Annotated in this window: 25 protein-coding genes and 1 pseudogene; 11 read left to right on the top strand and 15 right to left on the bottom strand. The window is 61.8% G+C overall.

Annotation, left to right across the window (positions count from 1 at the left end):
- Positions 1-71: 71 nt before the first annotated feature.
- Positions 72-707: a LysE family translocator gene (locus FY112_RS17315; RefSeq protein ID WP_131709780.1), complete on the top strand. Its 636-nt coding sequence runs from the start codon at positions 72-74 to the stop codon at positions 705-707.
- 2 nt (positions 708-709) lie between these two features.
- Here the strand turns inward: FY112_RS17315 and FY112_RS17310 are convergent, their stop codons facing one another.
- Together FY112_RS17310 and FY112_RS17305 are read right to left on the bottom strand one after the other, a co-directional pair.
- A complete protein-coding gene (locus tag FY112_RS17310) occupies positions 710-1,264 on the bottom strand; it encodes a DUF4865 family protein (RefSeq protein ID WP_151518948.1) in 555 nt (184 codons plus the stop codon).
- Positions 1,261-1,680, bottom strand: coding sequence for a tautomerase family protein (locus FY112_RS17305; protein ID WP_131709782.1), 420 nt, complete (start codon positions 1,678-1,680; stop codon positions 1,261-1,263). The genes FY112_RS17310 and FY112_RS17305 overlap by 4 nt, the downstream gene beginning before the upstream one ends.
- A gap of 117 nt (positions 1,681-1,797) precedes the next feature.
- Here FY112_RS17305 and FY112_RS17300 point away from each other — a divergent pair, with 117 nt between their 5' ends.
- Together FY112_RS17300 and FY112_RS17295 are read left to right on the top strand one after the other, a co-directional pair.
- Positions 1,798-2,694 (top strand): LysR substrate-binding domain-containing protein, encoded by an 897-nt coding sequence (locus tag FY112_RS17300; protein ID WP_131709783.1) that lies wholly within the window; start codon positions 1,798-1,800, stop codon positions 2,692-2,694.
- Between the two features lie 229 nt (positions 2,695-2,923).
- On the top strand, positions 2,924-3,730 hold the full coding sequence (locus FY112_RS17295) for a phytanoyl-CoA dioxygenase family protein (RefSeq protein ID WP_131621782.1): 807 nt from the start codon (positions 2,924-2,926) through the stop codon (positions 3,728-3,730).
- Between the two features lie 33 nt (positions 3,731-3,763).
- On the opposite strand, the gene FY112_RS17290 is transcribed toward FY112_RS17295, so the two are convergent.
- Positions 3,764-4,708, bottom strand: coding sequence for a GlxA family transcriptional regulator (locus FY112_RS17290; protein ID WP_131621784.1), 945 nt, complete (start codon positions 4,706-4,708; stop codon positions 3,764-3,766).
- 125 nt (positions 4,709-4,833) lie between these two features.
- Here FY112_RS17290 and FY112_RS17285 point away from each other — a divergent pair, with 125 nt between their 5' ends.
- Entirely contained in the window at positions 4,834-5,631 is a 798-nt protein-coding gene (locus FY112_RS17285; RefSeq protein WP_151518947.1) for an SDR family oxidoreductase, read from the top strand.
- A gap of 68 nt (positions 5,632-5,699) precedes the next feature.
- On the opposite strand, the gene FY112_RS17280 is transcribed toward FY112_RS17285, so the two are convergent.
- The 9 genes and pseudogenes from FY112_RS17280 to FY112_RS17245 all read right to left on the bottom strand — a co-directional run bounded on the left by FY112_RS17280 (position 5,700) and on the right by FY112_RS17245 (position 12,875).
- Positions 5,700-6,674 (bottom strand): threonine/serine dehydratase, encoded by a 975-nt coding sequence (locus FY112_RS17280; protein ID WP_151518946.1) that lies wholly within the window; start codon positions 6,672-6,674, stop codon positions 5,700-5,702.
- Positions 6,675-6,831: 157 nt separating this feature from the next.
- Complete coding sequence (ggt, locus tag FY112_RS17275) at positions 6,832-8,568, bottom strand: gamma-glutamyltransferase (RefSeq protein ID WP_151518945.1); 1,737 nt, start codon at positions 8,566-8,568, stop codon at positions 6,832-6,834.
- Between the two features lie 136 nt (positions 8,569-8,704).
- Positions 8,705-8,843, bottom strand: a pseudogene (locus FY112_RS36800) (transcriptional regulator); the annotation flags it as partial.
- 15 nt (positions 8,844-8,858) lie between these two features.
- Complete coding sequence (locus FY112_RS17270; protein WP_151518944.1) at positions 8,859-9,935, bottom strand: alpha/beta hydrolase; 1,077 nt, start codon at positions 9,933-9,935, stop codon at positions 8,859-8,861.
- Positions 9,936-10,050: 115 nt separating this feature from the next.
- The gene (locus FY112_RS17265) at positions 10,051-10,686 is read right to left on the bottom strand and encodes a hypothetical protein (protein ID WP_151518943.1); all 636 of its coding nucleotides are present in this window, start codon (positions 10,684-10,686) and stop codon (positions 10,051-10,053) included.
- 110 nt (positions 10,687-10,796) lie between these two features.
- Positions 10,797-10,922 (bottom strand): type B 50S ribosomal protein L36, encoded by a 126-nt coding sequence (gene ykgO, locus FY112_RS17260; protein WP_003542835.1) that lies wholly within the window; start codon positions 10,920-10,922, stop codon positions 10,797-10,799.
- Between the two features lie 163 nt (positions 10,923-11,085).
- Positions 11,086-12,162: a 5-(carboxyamino)imidazole ribonucleotide synthase gene (locus tag FY112_RS17255; RefSeq protein ID WP_151518942.1), complete on the bottom strand. Its 1,077-nt coding sequence runs from the start codon at positions 12,160-12,162 to the stop codon at positions 11,086-11,088.
- Positions 12,159-12,653, bottom strand: coding sequence for a 5-(carboxyamino)imidazole ribonucleotide mutase (purE, locus tag FY112_RS17250; RefSeq protein ID WP_011653459.1), 495 nt, complete (start codon positions 12,651-12,653; stop codon positions 12,159-12,161). Before purE ends, FY112_RS17255 begins: the two co-directional genes overlap by 4 nt.
- A gap of 18 nt (positions 12,654-12,671) precedes the next feature.
- Positions 12,672-12,875, bottom strand: a complete 204-nt coding sequence (locus FY112_RS17245) for a YdcH family protein (protein WP_003542832.1) — start codon at positions 12,873-12,875, stop codon at positions 12,672-12,674.
- A gap of 228 nt (positions 12,876-13,103) precedes the next feature.
- Between FY112_RS17245 and FY112_RS17240 the strand changes: the two genes are divergently transcribed.
- Positions 13,104-13,277, top strand: coding sequence for a DUF465 domain-containing protein (locus FY112_RS17240; protein WP_003542831.1), 174 nt, complete (start codon positions 13,104-13,106; stop codon positions 13,275-13,277).
- Positions 13,278-13,483: 206 nt separating this feature from the next.
- Here the strand turns inward: FY112_RS17240 and FY112_RS17235 are convergent, their stop codons facing one another.
- Both FY112_RS17235 and FY112_RS17230 read right to left on the bottom strand, forming a co-directional pair.
- On the bottom strand, positions 13,484-13,744 hold the full coding sequence (locus FY112_RS17235; protein ID WP_003552646.1) for a metalloregulator ArsR/SmtB family transcription factor: 261 nt from the start codon (positions 13,742-13,744) through the stop codon (positions 13,484-13,486).
- Positions 13,745-13,911: 167 nt separating this feature from the next.
- A complete protein-coding gene (locus FY112_RS17230; RefSeq protein WP_151518941.1) occupies positions 13,912-14,676 on the bottom strand; it encodes a sulfite exporter TauE/SafE family protein in 765 nt (254 codons plus the stop codon).
- Between the two features lie 106 nt (positions 14,677-14,782).
- On the opposite strand from FY112_RS17230, the gene FY112_RS17225 reads away from it, so the two are divergent.
- Positions 14,783-15,436, top strand: coding sequence for a thiamine phosphate synthase (locus FY112_RS17225; protein WP_151518940.1), 654 nt, complete (start codon positions 14,783-14,785; stop codon positions 15,434-15,436).
- Between the two features lie 10 nt (positions 15,437-15,446).
- Positions 15,447-16,529 carry a tetratricopeptide repeat protein gene (locus FY112_RS17220; RefSeq protein WP_151518939.1) on the top strand — a complete coding sequence of 361 codons (1,083 nt, stop codon included), beginning with the start codon at positions 15,447-15,449 and terminating at the stop codon, positions 16,527-16,529.
- Between the two features lie 84 nt (positions 16,530-16,613).
- Here FY112_RS17220 and FY112_RS17215 read toward each other — a convergent pair whose 3' ends face one another.
- A complete protein-coding gene (locus FY112_RS17215) occupies positions 16,614-18,356 on the bottom strand; it encodes a chemotaxis protein (RefSeq protein ID WP_151518938.1) in 1,743 nt (580 codons plus the stop codon).
- A 342-nt stretch (positions 18,357-18,698) separates the two neighbouring features.
- On the opposite strand from FY112_RS17215, the gene FY112_RS17210 reads away from it, so the two are divergent.
- The 4 genes from FY112_RS17210 to FY112_RS17195 are packed head-to-tail and all read left to right on the top strand — an operon-like array spanning position 18,699 to position 21,953.
- Positions 18,699-19,028, top strand: coding sequence for an STAS domain-containing protein (locus FY112_RS17210; protein WP_131709792.1), 330 nt, complete (start codon positions 18,699-18,701; stop codon positions 19,026-19,028).
- Positions 19,025-19,393, top strand: a complete 369-nt coding sequence (locus FY112_RS17205; protein WP_131709793.1) for a response regulator — start codon at positions 19,025-19,027, stop codon at positions 19,391-19,393. The genes FY112_RS17210 and FY112_RS17205 overlap by 4 nt, the downstream gene beginning before the upstream one ends.
- Positions 19,390-21,447 carry a chemotaxis protein CheA gene (locus FY112_RS17200; RefSeq protein ID WP_151518937.1) on the top strand — a complete coding sequence of 686 codons (2,058 nt, stop codon included), beginning with the start codon at positions 19,390-19,392 and terminating at the stop codon, positions 21,445-21,447. Before FY112_RS17205 ends, FY112_RS17200 begins: the two co-directional genes overlap by 4 nt.
- On the top strand, positions 21,444-21,953 hold the full coding sequence (locus FY112_RS17195) for a chemotaxis protein CheW (protein WP_017962036.1): 510 nt from the start codon (positions 21,444-21,446) through the stop codon (positions 21,951-21,953). The genes FY112_RS17200 and FY112_RS17195 overlap by 4 nt, the downstream gene beginning before the upstream one ends.
- The last annotated feature ends 4 nt before the right edge of the window (positions 21,954-21,957 follow it).

Genomic DNA, 21,957 nt, shown 5'->3' with positions numbered 1-21,957 from the left:
GCGGACCGGCATTGCCAAGCGTGGCGGCGCGTGCAAGTTTCGGTCCCTAGGGCAGGGTTCGGAGGAGCATCATGGATATCGTCACACTTCTGGCTTTTGCGGCCGTTTCCTTCGTTGGCATCGCGACGCCGGGGCCAACGGTGCTGTTGGCGCTGACCAACGGCTCTCGGCATGGTCTGCGCCGGGCAATTGCCGGCATGATCGGCGCGGTGCTGTCCGATTTCGTGCTGATCGGCGCTGTCGCGATCGGGCTTGGTGCGCTGCTCGCTGCATCGGAATTCTGGTTTTCGATGCTGAAATGGGCGGGTGTCGCCTATCTCGCCTTTCTCGGTATCATGCTGCTGAGCTCCAAGGGCACGATCGATGCGGCGTTGAAGTCCGGAGCGCCTGCAGGCGCGACATCATCCTTCTCGATCGGGTTGAAGAGCTTCATGGTCGCGGCGACCAATCCCAAGGGCTACCTGTTCTTCTCGGCCTTCCTGCCGCAGTTCATCGATCCAACCCTGTCGCAGGCGACGCAATATATGCTGCTCGCGCTGGTCTTTGCCGCGCTCGATTTCCTCATCATGTTCGGCTACGCCTTCTTCGGTTCGCAGGCCGTGCGTTTCCTCAAAACCTCCGGCGCCATGTGGCTGGAGCGGGCCTGCGGTGGCGCGCTGCTGGCGCTTGCCGGCTCGCTGGCCTTCTATCGCCGGGCAACCGTCTGAGTTCAGGGTCTAGGCAGGGACAGGTGGCCAACGTGATAAGCCTGCGTATGCTCGCCGATTTCCGGAACCTCGCGCCATAGCTTGAAGCGTATTCGCGTCCATGTCGTCGGTTCGAAGCCGGAGACGGAGGCGAGCGCGCCTGTTGCCATATCGGCATCGGCCTCTGCGCTGTTGGCCCCGCGGAGATCGATGAGCGGCGCATAGGGTTCCGTCTGCTGGATATCGCAGGTGGCGAACTTGGCTGCGGCGATATCAGGCGAGATTTCCGCCTGCCAGACGATCCAGGTTTTGACCTGCGGCCAGCCGAAGGCGCCTGTTAACGCCTCAAACCCAGGACCGCAAAGGAAGTCACTTACCCCTTCCGGCGTCTGCCAGAGGTAGAAGGGCGCGTAGAGGTTTTCGCGACTGCCAAATTCACTTTTGCGCGCTCTGAGATAGGCCTTGAAACCGAGATTGGGAAAGCCGTCTAGCAACGGTCCCTTGTCGCGGATGCGGCGGTCGATGATCGACATGTCGTAATCGGCTGGCAGGGTGAAGCTGTACTGCATGGCAATCATTGCCGATCTCCGATTGCACGAAGCCGCCAGTCGGGGTCGGTCATCTGGGCAATGCCATTGCCGAAGGACCAGTCTTCCGGTGTACTGGTGCTGATGACGATCATCACGTCCTCGGGCCGGAGGCCCGGTGACTGCGCCAAGAGATCGGCGAGCCGCCGATAGAGCGCCGCCTTCATCTCGACGGTGCGAGGCCTGCCGATCGTGATCGAGATATAGACGAAGTCGTCCGAGCGCGGGCCGGCGAGATAGCTGCGGTCGAAGATCAATTCGTTCCCGTCATGCTGATGAATGGCCTGGAAGCGGTCGTTTTGGGGCACGTCGAAGGTCTCGACCAGGGCGCGCTGGATGCTGTCGGCCAGTGCCATGAGGTAGTCCGGCGACTTGCCTTTGTGAAGGGAAATGCGAACGAAGGGCATCGGGATCTCCGTGGTTCAGGCCGCGGGTCGGCCTTGACAGCAGAACCATCGCACGGCACGATGATGCTGAAAATCAGAATTTTATGGATAAATGGTCCTGAAAATCGGGATAATGCAATGCGACGGACGATCTTCGATCTCGACGTGCTTCGAACCTTTTCGACCGGCATGGAACTCGGCAATTTCGCCAAGGCGGCCGAGCGGCTCGGCCGTTCGACCTCGGCAGTCAGCGCGCAGCTGAAGAAGCTGGAGGAGCAGGCGGGTACGCCGATCTTCCGCAAGGCGGGGCGCGGGCTGGCGTTGACCGATGCCGGCGAGACGATGCTCGGTTATGCCAGGCGGCTGCTGGAACTCAACGACGAGGCGGCAGCAGCCGTCAACAGCGTCGAGCTGGAAGGCTGGGTGCGGCTCGGCCTGCAGGAGGATTTCGGTGAGAGCCTGCTGCCTGATGTGCTCGGCCGCTTTGCGCGCGCTCATCCGAAGGTCCGCATTGAAGCGCGGGTGGTGCGCAATGCCGAGCTGCTCGAGCGCGTCACTTCTGGCAAGCTTGATCTGGCGCTTGCCTGGAGCGATGGCACGCTGACGGCGCATTGCGAGCGGGTCGGCGAAGTGCCGATGCGCTGGATCGGACCTGCCGAGGGGCAGCCGTGCTGGCAAGCCGTAAGCGGCGAGCCGATGCCGCTCGCTTCGCTGGAGGCGCCGTGCCTGCTGAGGAATGCAGCGACCAAGGCACTTGATGAGGCGGGCATTTCCTGGCGGCTCGCCTTCGTCAGTCCCAGTCTCGGCGGTCTCTGGGCCGCGACAGCGGCAGGCCTCGGCCTCACCATCCGCACGCCGATCGGCCTGCCGGCGAAGGTCCGGCCGCTGGCGCCGGAGACGATCGGCCTGCCGGATTTGCCGAAGCTCGGTCTGGTCCTGCATCGGGCGGAAGCCGAACCGCAGCCGGCTGCCGCCCGGCTTGCCGAGCTAGTGCTTCAGTCGGTGCATGGCGCGCTGCGCGAGGTGTCGGCTTGACATCTCCGGATTGACCCCTCGGGCGCAAGCCTGTAGCCTCGAACTGCTATGAAGATGTTCACCCTCAATATCGCTTCGGTCTTCTTCTTGAGCCTCTAAGGGCTCTGCCTTCGGGCATCAGAAGATGCGGCCGCTGACAGCCTTCGTGGCTGTGCGTTGCCGTGAACTGTAACCACCCTGCATCTGGCCAAGGAAAGAGCCGGCAGGTTTGGCGATAGAGAGATGTTTCATGACAGCAGATGTTTACCCGCCGGCACTGAGTGCCGCGCAGATCGAGCGATTCATCGATGACGGTTTCGTCAGGATCGACGACGCTTTTCCCCGCGAATTGGCCATGGAAGCTCGTGCCATCATGTGGCGCGACATTCCTTTCGATGCGGATGATCCAAGGACGTGGACGCAGCCCGTCGTGCGGCTTGCCGGTTATGGCGGCGGGCCTTTCGAGAAAGCCGTCAACATGCAGGTATTGCATTCGGCCTTCGACCAGCTCGTCGGCAAAGGACGCTGGGTGCCGCGCAATGGGCTTGGCAGTTTCCCGGTGCGCTTTCCCCATCGCGATGATCCAGGCGATGCCGGCTGGCATGTCGATCTGAGCTTTCCCGGCGAGGATTCCAATCCGGATGAGCAACGGGACTTTTCCGCCTGGCGGGTGAACATCACCTCGCGCGGCCGGGCGCTGCTGATGCTCTTCCTGTTCTCGGATGTCGGGGAGGAGGATGCGCCGACCCGTATCCGCGTCGGATCGCACAAGGATATCGCCCGCCTCCTGGCGCCAGCGGGTGAGGCGGGGATGGCTCACCTCTGGCTGGAGCATGTCGGGGAGAAGCGGCCGCTGGCCTTGGCGACGGGACGGGCGGGCACGGTCTATTTGTGCCACCCGTTCCTCATCCATGCAGCGCAGATGCATCGCGGCAAGCAGCCGCGTTTCATGGCGCAGCCTGGCCTTGCGCCTTCCGAACCTCTTCGGCTCGAACGGGAGGACGGTGCCTATTCAGCGGTCGAGACGGCGATCCGGCGCTCGCTTCAGGAGCAGTAGCGAAGGCAGGATGCATCCGTAGCCGCCGGTGCGTCACGTCTGCAGTTCCTGCAGGGCGGCGCGCCGAATTGCCTGCGGCGGTTGGCCGAAAGCGCGCAGAAATGCACGGCGCATGCGCTCTCGATCGGCAAAGCCGGTCTCGCGGGCAACGACATCGATCGGGTGGCGGCCCTGTTCCATCATCAGCCGGGCCGCTTCCAGCCGCAGGTTCTCGACGGCCTTGGCCGGCGATTGCCCGGTTTCGGCGCGGAAGGCGCGGCTGAACTGGCGGGGGCTGAGATTTGCCGCTTCCGCCAGCTCCTCGACCGAAAGCGCCGCTTTCAGATTGCTGCGGGCATGGGCAAGGGCCTTCTGAATGCGGTCCGACTTGGGCTCCAGCTCCAGCAGGGCGGAAAACTGCGACTGGCCGCCGGCGCGGCGATGATAGACGACGAGCATGCGGGCAACGGCGCGCGCCACCTCGAAGCCGTGATCCTTCTCGACCATAGCCAGCGCCAGATCGATACCGGCGGTCATGCCCGCGGATGTCCAGACGGAGTCGTCGATGATGAAGATTCGGTCCTCCTCCATCTTTACGCGGGGATATCGGCTTTGCAGTTCGCGGGAGACATACCAGTGGGTCGTCGCCCGGCGACCGTCGAGGACGCCGGCTTCGGCAAGAAAGAAGGCGCCGGTGCAGATCGACGCCAAACGACGTGCGACGGGCAGGGCGGCGCGGATAAAGGCGGCTTCTACGACATTCGGCAGGCGGATGCCTGGGGCTCCTGCCACAATCAGCGTGTCGAGGGCCGGGTCGCCAAAGGCCTCCGTTTCCATCACCATGCCAAGAGAATTGGCAATCGGCCCACCATTCTCGGAAAGATAGCGGATGTCATAAACCTTTTCCTCAAGCTCGATATTGGTGAACTCGAAGGCCGAGACGGCAGCCAAGCTCATGATCTGGAATCCGGGATAGAGCAGAAAGCCAATTTGCTGCATTTCGTCGCCTCCGAAAAGATGATGTCTTAAAAGGTGGTATATACGACATTTGGGACATCAGCAATCAGGCGTAAGACTCTCCTCAAGCGCAAGGCATCGGGCCGGCGTATTCAAGGAGACAGATCATGTTGCAGGAACATAAGGGCACGGCGCTGGTGACCGGCGCATCCTCGGGCATTGGCGCGATCTACGCCAATAGGCTGGCAAAGCAGGGTTACGATCTCATCCTCGTTGCCCGCAACGGCGAGCGCCTGCAGGCGCTGGCAAGTCGGTTGAGTGATGAGACCGGGCGGACCGTCGAGACTGTCGTCGCCGATCTCGGCAACAGGGGCGGCCTTGCTCGCGTCGAAAGCGTGCTGAAGGAAGATCGGAGCATCACGCTTCTCGTCAACAATGCCGGTTTCGGCGGGACGGCGCCGCTGCTTGCCGCCGATGTCGACAAGATGCAGGAAATGATCGAACTCAACGTCACGGCGCTGATGCGGCTGACCTATGCCGCGGTGCCGGGTTTCGTCGCCCGCGGCGGCGGCACGATCATCAACATTGCGTCCATCGTCGCGATCGCACCGGAACTCTTGAACGGCGTTTATGGCGGTACGAAAGCCTTCGTGCTCGCCTTCAGCCAATCGCTGAAGCATGAGCTGGCGGAGAAGAACATTCGCATCCAGGCCGTTCTGCCCGGGGCCACGGTAACGGAATTCTGGGGCATTGCCGGCACGCCAGTCGAACACCTGCCCAATGAGATCGTGATGTCGGCGGAGGATATGGTCGATGCGTCGCTCGCAGGTCTCGGGCAGGGCGAATTCGCGACCATTCCGTCGCTCGAGGATGCCGGCCTGCTTGCCGCCTACGAGCAGGCACGCGAGGCGCTGATGCCGAACCTGTCTCGCAGCGTGCCGGCGAAACGCTACAAGATCGCCTGACCTTAAAAGATAGAAAGCATCCGCTGCTACTGCTGCGGATGGTCAACGGCGTTCATTTGGAACGATATTTAGCCGAACCGTTCGAGAGCCATGGCGAAGATATCGGCGTCGACATTGCCGCCCGAGGTGACGGCGACGATCGTGTCGCTTTCCAGGGCGTCGCCGTGGAAGAGGGCGGCGGCAAGCGCCACGGCGCCGCCGGGCTCGACGACGATCTTCAGCCGTGTGAAGGCGAGCGCCATGGCGCGCAGCGCCTCCTCGTCAGTGACGACGATGCCGGCGCCGGCGAGGCGCTTGAGGATCGGGAAAGTGATATTACCGGGTTGCGGCGTGACGATCGCATCGCAGATCGAGCCTGATACCGACGCGTTGCGTTCGATCTTGCCGGAGGCGAGCGAGCGGGTGGTGTCGTCGAAATCCTTAGGCTCGCAGGGGCGGACGCGAAAGCCGGGGGCGCTCGCTTCGAGGGCGAGCGCAATGCCTGAGGTCAATCCGCCGCCGCCGCAGGGAACGAGGACTTCGGCTGATGTCACCCCTTCCTCTTCCGCCTGTTCGGAGATTTCGAGACCGGTCGTGCCCTGACCGGCGATGACCAGCGGTTCGTCGAAGGGCTTGATCAGCGTCAGGCCGCGCTCGGCCGAAAGCCTGGCGCCGATCTCGTCGCGATCCTCATTGACGCGGTCGTAGAGCACCACTTCGGCGCCGAAGGCGCGGGTGTTGCCAATCTTCAGCTTCGGCGCATCGCTCGGCATGATGATGACGGAGGGGATATTGTGCAGCTTGGCCGCAAGCGCAACGCCCTGGGCGTGGTTGCCGGAGGAGAAGGCGATGACGCCCTTCGAGCGCACAGCCGGATCGAGGCCGGAGACGGCCGACCAGCCACCGCGAAACTTGAACGAGCCGGAATGCTGCAGACATTCCGCTTTCACGAACAGACGCCGGCCGGCAATCTCATTCAAAAAAGGAGAGGAGAGAAGTGGCGTGCGCCTTGCATGACCGCGCAGACGGGCGCGGGCTGCGACAATCATTTCAATGCTGGCCATTCGGGAATCTTTCTGCTTGCGGCTTCGCCCATGCATAGGGCGAGGTAAGCCAATTGTGAACGGCGACTTTGTCACGGTGACATGAATGGTGCCACCGCTGCTTCTTGAGCCGCGTTGCGCTTTGCACCGACTGTTTGACCAGGCGATCCCCGAAGCGTCAGTAGCCGCTTGCCGACCCCTCCGTTGCGCGGCTGTCCATGGCGCCGTTATAGCGGGCGCCGCCCCCCTTTTCGATGGCCGCAAGGCTTTTGCCGCCGACGAGGATGCCGGCGGCCTGGCCCCATTGCGGCGTGTCATTGCCGCCATCGAAGCTGTAGCCCATGGCGGCAAGCGTCTTTTCCGTATCCGGCGAAAGTGCATAGGGTTCGAGAAAGACCTTGTCGGGCTGCCATTGATGATGGATGCGCGGAGCATTGACCGCCTGGCTGATGTCCATGCCGAAATCGACGACGTTGAGGATCGCCTCCAGCGTGATGGTGATGATGCGCGAGCCGCCGGGGCTGCCGATCACCATGAAGGGCTTGCCGTCCCGAGTGACGATCGTCGGGCTCATCGAGGAGAGCGGCGTCTTCTTGGGTGCGATGGCATTGGCCTCGCCCTGCACCAGTCCGTAGAGGTTCGGCACGCCGGGCTTGGAAGTGAAATCGTCCATCTCGTTGTTGAGCAGCACACCGGTGCCGGGCGCTACGACGGCGGCACCGAAAGAGCCATTCAGTGTATAGGTGACGGCGACCGCATTGCCCTCGTCGTCGATGATTGAATAATGCGTGGTCTCGGTGCTTTCCTTGCCGCCGAGCGGTTTCAGGTTCGCCGAGGTGCCGGCCTTGTAAGGGTCGATCTTGGCGGCGATCTCCAAAGCATACTTCTTGTCGAGCAGCTTTGTGACCGGGTTCTCGACGAAATCGGGATCGCCGAGTGCAGCATTGCGGTCGACGTAAGCATAGCGCATCGCCTCGGCCATGATGTGCACGGTTTCGGCCGAGTTATAGCCGAGATAAGAGAGCGGATAGCCTTCCAGAACGTTGAGGATCTCGCAGATGATGACGCCGCCGGAAGACGGCGGCGGCGAGGAGATGATGTCGTAGCCGCGGTAATTGCACTCGATCGGCTTCAGCTCGCGCACGGTATATTGCTCGAAGTCCTCCTTGGCGAGGATGCCGCCCTTGGCCTGGCTCGCCTTGACGATCGCCTCGGCGGGCGCGGCCTTGTAGAAGGCGTCGGGGCCTTTTTCGGAGATGGCTGCCAGGACAGCGGCAAGGTCCGGCTGCTGGAGTTTTTCGCCTGATGCATAGGGTTTACCATCAGGTTTCAGGAAAATCTTTGCCGTGGCTTCATCTTTAGCGAGGCGTTTGGCGTTGCCGGCAAAACTTGCGGCGTCGCCCTGTTCCAGCGTGAAACCTTCCCTGGCGAAGCGGAGCGCCGGTGCGATCAGTTCTTCGCGCGACTTGCTGCCGTATTTCTCGCGCGCGGTCTCGAAGCCCATGACGGAGCCCGGCACGCCGACGGCAAGATAACCGTCGAGGCTGGCACGCGGCACGACATCGCCATTGGCGTCCAGATACATGGTCTTGGTGGCGGCAAGCGGCGCGCGTTCGCGGAAATCGAGGAAGGTCTTGGTGCCATCCTTCAGGCGGATGGTCATGAAGCCGCCACCGCCGAGATTGCCGGCCGAGGGATAGACAACCGCCAGCGCATAACCGACGGCGACCGCCGCATCGACAGCATTGCCGCCGCCTTTCAGCACCTCGACGCCGACATCGGTCGCCAGATGCTGGGCGGTGACGACCATGCCGTGCTCGGCTTCGACGGGCGCAGGCGAGGCGGCAAAAACCGAGGTCAGGCTCAGCGACAATGCTGATATGACGGAGATCGTCCCGATATGCAGGCGGCTCATGAATTCCCCTCCTATGGACATGATGGAAAAACATATGGGACTGCCTGGGCCCGAAGCAATGCAAGGGGTTGGCTTTAAATCATGTCGCGCAAAACTGTGCAGCGCTTTGCGACGACGACATGCGTAAAAACAAAACCTAAAGCGTCAGCAGTTCGGCGAGTTTCCGGTTGGTGTCGGCGTCATCGAGCGGCGTATCGACGATGAGCTTTATCTTCGCCGGCTGGGTTGGCGTCAGGCCGCCGGTCGAAGGACATGCGGCCCTGGGCCGGATAGTTATACAATTCAACGTGCTACAGGATCCTTTGTGCGTCGGAAAAGACACGCGGCGCTGCAGGCGCCAGCGACGGCGCGGTTGCGACCGTCCGATCGCGTGAGGTGGCGGCAAGCCTCTCCTCGGCCTTGCGGGCGATCGCCTGCAGGTCGCGCGGCTTGCCTGATATCTTCTCCATGGCGGCGATGGCGACATCGGTTGCGAGGTAATCCGGCTTGTGGCCGACGCCGCTGACGGTAATGAGCTCGGAGCCTGATATATCGCGGGCAAGGCCGCGCGAATGCAGGTGTTCCCAGACGATCTCGTCGCGGTCGCCTGTTATGATCACGGTCGGCGCCGTGATCTGTGAATAGAACAGCGACTGCTCCTTCACATAGGCGAGCAATCTTTTGAAATCGGCGGCGTTGTTGTGGAAGGCGCTGGGGCGCAGCACCAGCGACGGACCGGTTTTTTCGATGTAGTCGGCCGGGCGCGGATTGGGGCGGAAGACATTCAGCGTGCCGCGCTCCAGCCGTCTCAGCCCGAGCGGCACGACGATTGCGTGAGTGAAGAGCCAGCCGACGACCGGTATCGTGGCGACATGATAGTACCAGTCGATGCCGCCCGGCCAGGGATGGGTGGCGGGCGCGAGGAAGAGCAGGCCGGCAGTCTTGTCAGGATGGCGCAGGCCAAAGGCGGCGGTGATCGCGCCGCCGAAGGAATGGCCGACGATGATCGCCTTCTCGATGCCGCGCTTCTCCATCAGTCTGGCGATCGCATCGGCCTGGCCGGAGGGGATGGCGTTTTCGGGTCCGCCGCGTTCGGAATAGCCATGACCGGGGCGATCGACGAAGAGCATTTCCGCCCGGCCTTCGAGCGCGGCACGAAAGGCGACGACCTGATCGAGCAGATTGCCGCTGGCGCCGTGGATGAAGACCAGCGCCGGCAGATCCGCATTTTCGGGACGCTTGATGTGGACGGCATTCATGCGATAGCCGCCGACATCCGTCAGTTCGCCGATATTCGGATAGGCGTGTTCGAATTGCCGCGCCTTGTAAGTGGAGTAACCGATGGCGGCGGCGAGGGGGGCGAGAAGAGCGGAAACTTCTGCAAGCATGATCTCAACGACCGATATTTGCGGGACGGCCCTGCGGCGGACAACCGCCACATCGTTCCCACTAAAGTCTAAAATTGTGCGGCGTGATCCGACGTCAAGATCGCTGACCGGGAAATCAGGTGCGGTTGCCGGCAAGTTTTTCCGCAAGCGTGTTGGCCTGTTCCTGCGCGGTGCGTTCGGCGGGATAGATATCGAGAAAACGCTCCCAAGCCTTCAAGGTCAGCTGGTCGTTGCCGGAATTGCTGAGGATCGCCGCCATGCCGGAGAGCGCGCCGAAATGGCGCGGCTCGAGATCGAGCACACGTTCGATGTCGGACATCGACTTGCGATAATTTCCCATGACGAAATTCAGCGTGGCGCGGCGGTTCCAGCTTTCGGCATAATCGGGCTTCAGCGCGATCGCCTCGTCGAGGAAATCGAGGGCCGCCGGATTGCGCTTTTCCTCAATCGCCTTGTCGGCCCACTGCATCAGCAGATTGACGGTAGCACTGCCGGAATCGTTCCATTCCATCCGGATTTCATTGGCGATGCCGCTAGCCTTTTCGGGATCGCGTTCACGCTTCAGCTGGCTGAAGAGCTGGTCGAGGTGCTGCTTCGGCGAATTGTTGACATCCGTCTGCTCGACGATGACGTCCTTTTTCGCCGCGGCGGCGGGCTTTTCCGCGGCGGCGGCCGGAAAGGAGGAGGTGACGAGAATGAGAGCGAGCGGCAGCGCCGCTGATGTCAAAGCAAAAAAGCGCATGGCGGACATATTAGCCCGCCAGCGCCGAAGATCAAACAAATTTGACGTGATCACCGCAGCGACCCACCGGATATATATGCCCGCGCAATCTCATGCGCAGGGCGATCCGACGCGCGAAATCAGCCCTGACGAGCCTTGAAGCGCGGGTTCAGCTTGTTGATGATGTACATGCGGCCCTTGCGGCGAACCAGACGGTTGTCACGGTGACGAGCCTTGAGCGACTTGAGCGAATTCTTGATCTTCATTTTTCTGATCCGCGATCTCTATGGGGGAATTCACATTCGCCCGTATCTTTAACAATCAAAAGCGCGCCATCGGGCGCGCTGTTTAGGTGGGGAGCAGATACCCCGTCACCTTTTCCGTGTCAACCGCATGCAGGTGTTTTTCCCAAGGCACAGGGGTGTTTTCTCAGGCCAAAACCGGAGATTTCGGCGTCAACGCGGTGATGTGGCCCATCTTGCGGCCGGGGCGCCACTCGGTCTTGCCATAGAGATGAACCAGCGTATCGGGGCGACGCAGCCAGTCGGGAACGGCAAGGATATCGTCGCCGATCAGGTTCTGCATGACGCAGTCGGAATGGCGCTCGGCATTGCCGAGCGGCAGGCCGGCAACGGCGCGGATATGCTGCTCGAACTGGCTGACGACGCAGGCGGCTTCCGTCCAGTGACCGGAGTTGTGGACACGCGGCGCCATCTCGTTGGCGATCAGACCGCCATCGGCAAGCACGAAGAATTCGATGCCGATGACGCCGACATAGCTCAATGCGGCAAGGATTTTTTCGGCCGATTGTCGCGCGGCGTCCGCTGCCGGCGCCGAGATCGCAGCGGGAACCGTCGAGGTGTGGAGAATGCCGTTGCGGTGGACATTCTCGGCGGGATCGAAGCAGACGACCGTACCGTCGGGGGCGCGGGCGGCGATGATCGAGACCTCACGCTCGAAGGCCACGAAGCTTTCGAGGATGAGCGGCACGCCGCCAAGTGCTGCATAGGCGCCATCCGGACTGTCTGCGGCCGAGCGGAAGACCTTCTGGCCCTTGCCGTCATAACCGAGACGGCGGGTCTTCAGCACGCCCTGGCCGCCGAAATCCTTCAGTGCCGTCTCGAGATCGGCCTGGCTGTCGATCGCATGGAAGCGGGCAGTGGTTATGCCGCAGCCATTGAGAAAGCGTTTTTCGACGAGACGGTCCTGGGCGGCTTCCAGCGCCTTCGGCGGCGGATAGACGGACACGCTCGCCGAGAGCGCTTCGGCGGCTGCGACGGGCACGTTCTCGAATTCGTAGGTGACGACGTCGCAGATATCGGCGAGCTCGGCCAGTGCCGCCGGATCGTCATAGGCGGCGGTAATCTGCCGGTTGGCGAGCTGGGCGGCCGGACAGTCCGCCTGCGGCTCGAGGATGACCGTGCGAAAATTCAACCTGGCGGCGGCAATGGCCAGCATGCGGCCGAGCTGGCCGCCGCCGATAATGCCGATCGTTCTCGCCGTCATAGATCGTCCATCGGGTATTCGGCGACGGCAGCACTCTGGCGCTCGCGCCATTCGTCGAGCCGGTCGGCGATTTCTTCGTCGGAAAGGGCAAGCACGGCGGCGGCGAGAAGGGCGGCGTTGACTGCGCCGGCCTTGCCGATGGCGAGCGTGCCGACGGGAATACCGGCCGGCATCTGCACGATGGAAAGGAGGCTGTCCTGGCCGGACAGAGCTTTCGACTGGACCGGCACGCCGAAGACCGGCAGCGGCGTCATTGCGGCGGTCATGCCCGGCAGGTGGGCGGCGCCGCCGGCGCCGGCGATGATGACCTTGAAGCCCTCCGCGCGTGCGCCCTTGGCGAAATTGACCAGCCGGTCGACTGTGCGGTGGGCCGAAATGATGCGCGCGTCATAGGGAATTTCCAGCGCCTCCAGCGTGTCGGCGGCGTTTTTCATGGTCTCCCAGTCGGACTGGCTGCCCATGATGATGGCGACGGGTGGTCTGTCTGTCATCGTTGCTGCTATTCCCTCTCAGGCGATGATGTCAGGGATGATCTGATCTTCCAGCTTGGAGAGCCTGTCTTTGATAACGAGCTTCTTCTTTTTCATGCGCTGGATCCGCAGAGCGTCGCATCCGGTCTGGATCATGGCGTTGATCGCGGCGTCGAAATCCTCATGCTCCTGGCGCAGACGCGCCACTATGAGCCTGATTTCCGCCTGTTCCTGATCGGCCATATACATTCCCCGTTATCGTCCTTGGACCTTGTCCGATCTGGCGATGATTTCCGCAAGCTCCTATCACCAAATACAGGTAACGGCTAGTTAGTCTTGATCATGAAATTGCCATGCAGTCTTCATCTTTTGGCCTTCGACAAGCCGTCAAAAATATGTCACAGTCCCGCCCGTTGACACCTTGATCCCCGACGATGTTGGCCGGGGAGGGTAAGAGGAAGGAAGGGTCATATGACTGTTCAAGCTCATCTTGAGTCACTCCAGAAAAAGCATGTCGCTCTCGAGGAGGAGTTGCACGCGCTCAGAACATCTCCCTCTATTTCCGATACGGAACTTGCCGAATGCAAGCGCCGCAAGCTGCGCATCAAGGACGAGATTCAGCGTCTTAAGTCATCCGTCCACTAGTCTTCCCAAGGGTCGCCGGGCGATCATCTTGCGCAACAAGGTAAATCCATACATTCCGCCAAAAATTTGCAAGAACCGGTGATTTGACACCATATTTGCGCCAGTCCGATGCATCCGGCATCGTGGCTGGCGCTTTTGGGTCTGTCACGTCTCACATCGCATTCTTATGATTCGCATCGTATCCCCAGATCTTACGGGAACATGCATCAGGCCCAGAACTGATCCAGCCACAAATTGAGCTTGTCGAAGCCACGGTTATTGACTGCGTAGATGCGTTTGGTGCCTTCCGAGGTCACGGAAACGAGATTGCTGTCGAGAAGCGCCTTCAGGTGCTGTGAAACAGCGGGACGGCTGATCGGCAGGCCTTCAGCGAGCTCATTGACCGTCCGTGGCGCGCGACGCAGTTCCTCCAGCAGAAACCGCCGGTTCGGATCGGCAATCGCAGAGAAAGGGTCGGTATTCGACATGGCGGCAACGCTACGTCAAACTGGCCGCGCCAGCAAGGAAATTGTGCATTGCAGCGTGTTGCTGCAAAATTCCTTAAATCGAGATCGATCTAAGGAATTATGCAGCAATTCAAAGTGCTACAGCGTCCTTTGCGCGTCTGAAGAGACGCGCGGCGCTGTAGGGCCTCTTACCAGCCAAGGCCCTCGCGCACGATCAGGAAGGCGGCGATCAGCGCCATTGCATACATGAAGGGATAGAAGATCTGTGGCCTCATGCGGCGCACGCACCAGGCGCCGGCAATGGTGGCGAGCGGGGCGAAGGGCAGAAGCGTTGCCGAGGTCGCGAGGTTCTGGGTGCCGAGCTGGCCGAGCGCGAAATATGGGATCAGCTTAATGGCGTTGAGGATCGCGAAGAAGCGTACGCTGGTGCCGGTATATTCGCGTGGCTGCAATTTGAGCGGTAGGGCATAGATCTGGAACGGCGCGCCGCCGGCATGGGCGACGAAGCTGCCGTAACCGGAAAATGTGCCCCAGAGGCTGGCGGCCACCGGCCGCTGGTTGCGCGGCGGGATCAGCTTGCCGGCGGCCGGGCCGAAATTGCTCCAGAAATAGCGCAGGCAGAAGAGGATGGTCACCGCGCCGATGACGATGCGCAGCATGTTGCCCGGAACCAGCGCCGAGGTTGCCCAGCCCAGCGCGATGCCGAAGATGGCGCCCGGCAGCATGATCTTCAGCGTCGTCCAGTCGCCATGCTTGCGCCAGATGACAAGCGAAATCATGTCCATCAAAATCAGGATCGGCAGCAGGATGGCGGCCGCCTCTACCGGCGAGACGACGAGGGCGAGGAAGGGCAAGCCGATCAGCGACAAAGCGTCGCCCATGCCGCCCTTTGCGAGGCCTACCAGCAGAACGGCGGGCACGGCGGCGTAGTAGAATGACAAATCCTGCGGCATGCTTTCGACGTCCTCCTCTTGCAAGCCTCGTCTAACGGAACTACTCACACAAGACGAGTGCGGATCCCTCATTTCCAAGGGGAATCGCAGGAAACGGAAAGACTCCATGACCGAACCGGAAAACCGCTGCCGCCTTGTGCTCATCGTAGCCGATATCGCCGATGCCGATGAACAGGCAAGGATCGTCGCCGACGCGCTGAAGGGCGGCGATGTCGCCTCGGTGATCGTGCCGCAATACGGGCTCGACGACGGCACCTTCCAGAAACATGCCGAAAAGCTGGTGCCGTTGATCCAGCACGCTGGCGCCGCCGCGCTGATTGCAGGCGACAGCCGTGTCGCAGGCCGGGCGAAGGCCGACGGCCTGCACCTTTCCGGCAATGCAGAGGCCCTTTCGGAAGCGATCGACAAATATGCGCCGAAGCTGATCGTCGGCGGCGGCAACGCGGCCGACCGGCACCATGCGCTGGAGATCGGCGAAGTCAGGCCGGACTATATCTTCTTCGGCAAGCTCGACGGGGACATCAAGCCGGAGGCGCATCCGAAGAACCTGGCGCTTGGCGAATGGTGGGCTTCGATGATCGAGATTCCCTGCATCGTCATGGGCGGCACCGATCCGGCCTCGGCGCTCGCCGTCGCCGAGACCGGAGCGGAGTTCGTGGCGATGCGGCTGGCGGTCTTCGGCGAGCCCGGCCGGGCGCCGGCCGTCGTCGCCGAGATCAATGCGTTGCTTGACGAAAAAGCGCCACGGTTTGAGGATTGAAATCGCGCTCATGCCGATCCCGCCCGCCCGTCTTTTGAAATATCTCTTCGCCGGCATGGCCGCCTTCCTTGCGGCTGGGCCGAATGTTGCCTTGGCGCAGGCGCCGGACAGCGTCATCACCCAGCCGAGCACGGGGCCAGCTTCGACCTTCCGCGCCGACCGGCCTTCCAGCCCGGGCGTGCAGCCCTCCAATGGTGTCGGCGTATTCGACCGCATGGGCGCGAAGCTGCCGGACCTGCCGCCGGAGAAGGATTACAAAGGGCCGATCGACGAGGCCTACGGCGCCTTCCAGCGCGGTTATTACCTGACGGCAATGGACAAGGCGCTGCCGCGCGCCCAGCTCGGCGATCCGGCGGCGCAGACGTTGATCGGCGAAATCCTCTCGCAGGGCCTCGGCGTCAAGAAGGACGTGAAGAACGCTGCCTTCTGGTACGGCAAGGCGGCCGAAGGCGGCGATGCGGCGGCAATGTTCAAATATGCGCTGATCCTGATGGAAGGCGAGGGCGTGCCGCGTGACAAGGTCAAGGCCGACGACTACATGCGCAAGGCGGCCGAGGTCGGCAATCCTTCGGCGGAATTCAACTGGGCGCAGCTTCTCATCGCCGACAATCCCGGCGAGAAGGGACTGAGGCTGGCGCTGCCATTCTACGAGAAATCGGCCGAGCAGGGCATTGCCGATTCGCAATATGCCGTGGCGCAGATCTATGCGACGCTAAAGGACCTGCCGGAGGAAAAGAAGAAGCTCGCCCGCGAATGGATGGCGCGTGCAGCGCGCGCCGGCTTCGACACGGCCCAGCTCGATCTCGGTATCTGGCTGGTCAACGGCGTCGGCGGGCCGAAGGATTACGTCAAGGGCTTCGAATGGCTGAAACTTGCCGCCAATGGCGGCAACGTCGCTGCGCAGAACAAGCTCGCCCACCTCTATATCAATGCGATCGGCACGGCGCCCAACCCGATCGAGGCGGCGAAGTGGTACGTGCTGTCGCGCCGGGCCGGGCTCGCCGATCCGGCGCTCGAGGATTTCTATCTCGGCATCGAGGACACCCAGCAGAAGGCGGCGATCGATGCCGCCAACAAGTTCCGGCGGCGATAGCGGCCGCGCAGCGCCGCTATAACGACATGCGTAAAAACAAAGGGTTGAAGCGCGAAGCGCGAATCTGAACGATTGCGACGCGCTTTAGAAAAGCGCATCGGCGAAAAGATCCTCGTCGTTTTCGGCTTTGGCGGTTTCGGCGGGAGCGGAGGTGCTGTCCTCGCTTGCCGGAATGATGCCGCGATGAATGTTGCGTTCCTGGACCATCGTATAGTGCTTGAAGATCTTGCGGTCGAGCGGCGCGATCGTCTCAGCGAGATCGGAGATATCGGCGACATCGGTGCCTGCGACGCCTTCGAGCATATCGGCACAGCCGGCAAGGGCTTCGCCCAGATTATGCTGGAAATCGAGCTTGCCGATCAGCAGGCTGATCTTGGTGGCGACCTCGCGACCGTTCTCGGCGAGCACTTTTAGCTCGTTTTCCATCACGTTGGCTGCAGAGCGGATATTGCCGACGGCCGAGGTCAGGCTTTCTCCGAGATTGCCGGCTCCGGCATCAGTGGCGGGGGCGACGCGCCCGGCCGCAGCTTCGAGCGCCGGCAGGCCGTTGACGATGGCGTCGGCGGAATCGTCGAGCTTGCCGGCGAAGATGCGCAGTTCGGCGGTGACGACGTTGATCGACCTGCCTTCCTCGCCGAGCCGGCTGCAGCGCAGGTTGGTATTCAACGCCATATAGTGAATGTCGGTCTTGACGGCGCGGATGTTGCCGATCGCTTCGGAGAGCTTGGCGGCCGTACCGATCGTCGACTGGCTCACCTGGTCGGCCTGGCGGCTTGCCGTATCGACCTGCTTGACGATTTCGTGGGCGGCCGAAACGCTGGATTCCAGCGCGCGCATGAAGTTGCCGCCGGCCTCGCCACTCTCACCGCTCATCCGATCGCGCAGCTTGAGAATCTCCCGCATGTCGTGATCGAAACTTGCGATCGTCTTGACGACGTTTTCGGAATCCCGCTGGAAATTTGCGCACATGTCTCTCATCTGCGCCGCTGTCAGATGGTGAATGACGTTCTGGAGGCGCTGGCGCGCGCCGGCGTCGAGTCTGGCGCCATCCTCGCCGGCAAAGAAATCTTCAAGCAGCGAAAAGGTGGCCTGCACATGCTCGATGCGCTGGCGGGTGATATCGCCGATCTGCAAGGCAGACAGGGTCGAGGCGACCTTGCCCTGGACGGCGCGGGCAATTGCGCGGACCTCGCGGGCGATGACGCCGAGATCCTTGCGGTGTGCGGCGATCTTGGCAGCATCATCTCGCAGGGCTCCGGCGACGGCCGGAACAGTATCGGCATAGCTCTTGGAAACACCGGCGCCAAAGGAGGCGGCGAGCTTGACCTCCTTGTCGAGACTGTCGAGGTGCGTGGCGAAACGATTGACCTCATCGGTGCCGGAATAGATGCGCTCCAGGATTTCCTGGGCGAAGCCGGCGAATTCGGCAAGGCCGGCACCGGTGATCTTCACGGTCACCGCGAAGGTTCTCAGATAACGCATCGTCTCCTGCATGTCGGCGACGTGCTTGCGCAGCTCCCTGCCGGTATGCGCCAGCGAGACGAGCGCCTGCAGCCGGTTTTCCTCGGTGACGGGCAGCGCCATCAGGCTCTCCACCGTGGCGCGGAGATCGGCGCTGGTGTCGCTCGCCTCCTTGTTATCGAGCGCCGTGGTGACACTCTCGAGCGAGTTCAACAGACGGTTGAGGACATCCATTACCGAGAGCAGCACGGTGCCGCCTTCGAGGAAACGTTCCTCGACCTGGCTACGAGCAGATTCCAGGGTCTGGCTGATGTCTCGCCCTGACGTGTAGGCTACAGCGTTCGATAGTGCCAGAGCGTGTGCCAATTTTATACCTTTTCTCAAAATACAGGCAATTCGACTCTATTTTTACGAGCAGGATGGAAACGTCCGGTAAACGCGCCGGGACTCGCCAGCGTTGTGATTAACGAAAGATGTCGATGGGGTGCAGGTGAAAGCGTCACTGTCGCGCGGGGTAGTTCAACATACTGTTTTTACATTATTTATTTCTAAATTTTGAGGAAAAAATATAAATTATCCCGGATGAGAATTGGGAGTCGCGGAACGCGCTATACGGCAGTTTCCTACAACCGCTGTTTACTCTGCATTAACGCTGCCGTGAGAGTCCTTTTAGGGTCATCAAGTATTTCCCTGGCCCAGGAGGCTGCATTGGATACTCAAAAACAATATTACGGATCTATAAATTTGCCGGACGTCCTCAGTATTCGCAACGTGTACGAACTATATTCAAAGTTTACTGATGCATTTCACAGCAATGATACAATCATCATCAGCATTCCCGAAGGCGCGGAAGCGGATCTGAGTTTCGTTCAACTCATCGAATCCTCGCGCCGCCAAGCAAAAGCCAAGGGAAAGACGTTCAAACTTTCTTCGCCGGCCAGCGGCTCTGTCCTGAAGGTACTTGAACGCGCAGGTTTCATCGAATCCTTCGATCACGAAGACGCAAATTTCTGGTTGCATAAAGAGGTGACGTTATGAGTGCAAATATCCTGACTGTCGACGATTCCGCCAGCATTCGTCTGACCACCAAGGTCACGCTGACCAATGCCGGCTATAGCGTCACCGAGGCGGTCAACGGGGCAGAGGGCCTGGCTACGGCCAAGGGAAGCAGCTTCGATCTGATCGTGACCGATCTCAACATGCCTGTCATGGACGGGCTGACGATGATCGAGGAACTGCGCAAGCTGCCGGGGCAGGCCGGCGTTCCGATTATCTTCCTGACGACGGAATCGGACGCCGATCTCAAGGCGCGGGCCAAGGCCGCGGGTGCGACGGGCTGGCTGACCAAGCCGTTCGACCCGGAAAGCCTGGTGAAGATCGTGAAGAAGGTTCTCGGACGATGAGTACGCTCGATCCGGTTGCCGTATTCCGCACCGAAGCCGCCGAATGCCTCGAAGCGATCGAGGCCGGCCTTCTCGACCTGACCCACCAGCTCGACAACAAAGATCTCGTCGACGCCGTGTTCCGCGGCCTCCACACGCTCAAGGGTTCCGGCGCGATGTTCGGTTTCGAGGCGCTCGCCGCCTTCACCCATCATTGTGAAACGGCCTTCGACCGTGTCCGCAAGGGCGAGGTTGCGGTGACCAGCGAACTGGTCGCCGCCGTTCTCGCTGCCCAGGACCATATGCGTGCCCTCGTCGACCAGCCGGACGCCGATCACGGCGATACCGGGCATAAGCTTCTGGCGCAGCTGCAGGCTGCCGTCGGCGGCAAGGAAGCGGCGCCAGCAGCAGCGTCGGCCGCTATTCCCGTCACCGCAGCCGTGCCCGAGGCATCGGCGAAAAAGAAGAACAGCTGGCGTATCCGCTTCAGCCTGCCCGCCAATTCGATGGCGAACGGCACCAATCCGCTCGGCCTGCTGGACGAGCTGCGTGATCTCGGCGAATGCACCGTGCGTGCCAATAGCTCGGCCATTCCGCCGCTCGACGAGCTCACTCCAACGGAACTCCACATCTCCTGGGACGTGACGCTGACCAGCGAGCAGGATCGCTCGGCGATCGACGACGTCTTCATCTTCGTACTCGACGACATGGAACTCAGCGTCCAGGAGATCAGCGGGCAGGCAGCGGCAACCGCCGCTCCGGTCGAGGAAAAGGCTGCACCTGCCCGTGTCGCCGCAGCATCGGCGGCCCCCGTTTCACCGACCACTGTCGCGGAGTTCCGTCCCGTCGAGGCGGTTCCGGCCAAGCGCGAAGTGCCCGCCGCCGTCAGCCAGGCGAAGGCGGCCGAGAATGTCCGCGTCCCTGCCGAACGTCTGGACGAGTTGATGGACCGCGTCGGAGAACTCGTCATCGCGCAATCGCGCCTCAGCCAGCTCGCCAGCGCCAGCACCGATATCGCACTGCGCTCCGTCTCGGAAGAGATCGAACGTCTCTCCGGTGAATTGCGCGACACGATGATGGTGCTGCGCATGGTGCCGGTCGCCACCCTCTTCTCCCGCTTCCGCCGCCTCGTTCACGATCTCGCTCGCGAGACCGGCAAGGTGATCGAACTGGTGACGGAGGGCGAGAGCACCGAAGTCGACAAAACCGTCATCGAGCGCCTGGCCGATCCGCTGGTGCATCTGGTGCGCAACTCGATCGATCACGGGCTCGAAACGCCCGCCGACCGGCTTGCCTCCGGCAAGACCGAAGCCGGCACGGTGACGCTTTCGGCCCGCCAGGCCGGCGGCGAGGTGATCATCTCGATCAAGGACGACGGCCGCGGTATCAATCGCGAACGGGTTCGCGCCAAAGCGGAATCCTCCGGCCTCATCCAGCCCGGCCAGCCGCTTTCCGACTCCGAGCTGCTGCAGCTGATCTTCGCCCCCGGCTTCTCGACGGCCGCCGCGATCACCAATCTGTCCGGCCGCGGGGTCGGCATGGACGTGGTCAAGAAGACGGTTGAGGCGCTCCGCGGCGCGATCGACATCGTCAGCGTTCCGGGACAGGGTTCGGAAGTGTCGCTGCGCATCCCGCTGACGCTCGCCATCATCGACGGCCTGCTGGTGCGCGTCGGTTCCGGCCGCTACGTCATCCCGCTCTCGGCGGTCGAGGAATGCCTCGAACTGTCGCTAGAGGAAGATCTTCGCTCGCGCGGCCGCAGCTTCATCTCGCTGCGCGACAGCCTGGTGCCGTTTCTGCGCCTGCGCGACCTCTTCCGCACCGGCACCAAGCCCGACGTGCATCAGAAGGTCGTCGTCATCTCGACCGGCACGGAGCGCGTCGGCCTCGTCGTCGACCAGATCATCGGCGATCACCAGACAGTCATCAAGTCGATGTCGAAGCTGCACAATAACGTCGCGACCTTCTCGGGCGCGACCATTCTCGGCGACGGCAGCGTCGCTCTCATTCTCGACGTCGGGCACCTGGTTGCCGCGGGTCAGCAACAGGAGGCGCAATTGCGTGTAGCAGGATGAGTGCAACAGCAGCAGCCGAACGATTTGACAACCACTGGAACTATGCCGAGGAAGTCGAGGTCCTGACCTTCGATCTCAACGGCGAAACCTTCGCGCTGGAAGCTGTCATCGTCCAGGAAATCCTGGATCTGCTTCCCGAGACCGCGGTGCCGGGCAGCCAGCCCTTCGTCGCCAGCGTCATCAACTTTCGCGGCAAGGTCATTCCGCTCGCCGATCTGCGTCTCGCCTTCGGGATGGAAGCAGCAGAGGCGACGATCGACAGCCGGTTCATCGTCATCGAGATCGATCTGCAGGGCGAGCCGACGCTCGTCGGCCTCAGGACCGATAAGGTGAACGAGGTGACGACGCTTGCAAAATCCGCCAGCGAGGCGCCACCGAGCGTCGGCATGCGCTGGCGCGCCGATTACATCAACTGCCTGGTGAAGAGGGGCGGAGAATTCATCATTCTCCCCAATCTGCAGGCGATCTTTTCATCGAGGCACGACGCGGCGGGAGCCGCCAGCTGATGTC

The organism is Rhizobium sp. PEPV16 (assembly GCF_008919455.1).
In the GTDB taxonomy this organism is placed as follows: Bacteria; Pseudomonadota; Alphaproteobacteria; order Rhizobiales; family Rhizobiaceae; genus Rhizobium; species Rhizobium leguminosarum_Q.
Note: the sequence above shows the minus strand (reverse complement) of the source record. Positions and strands in the feature narration are given on the sequence as shown.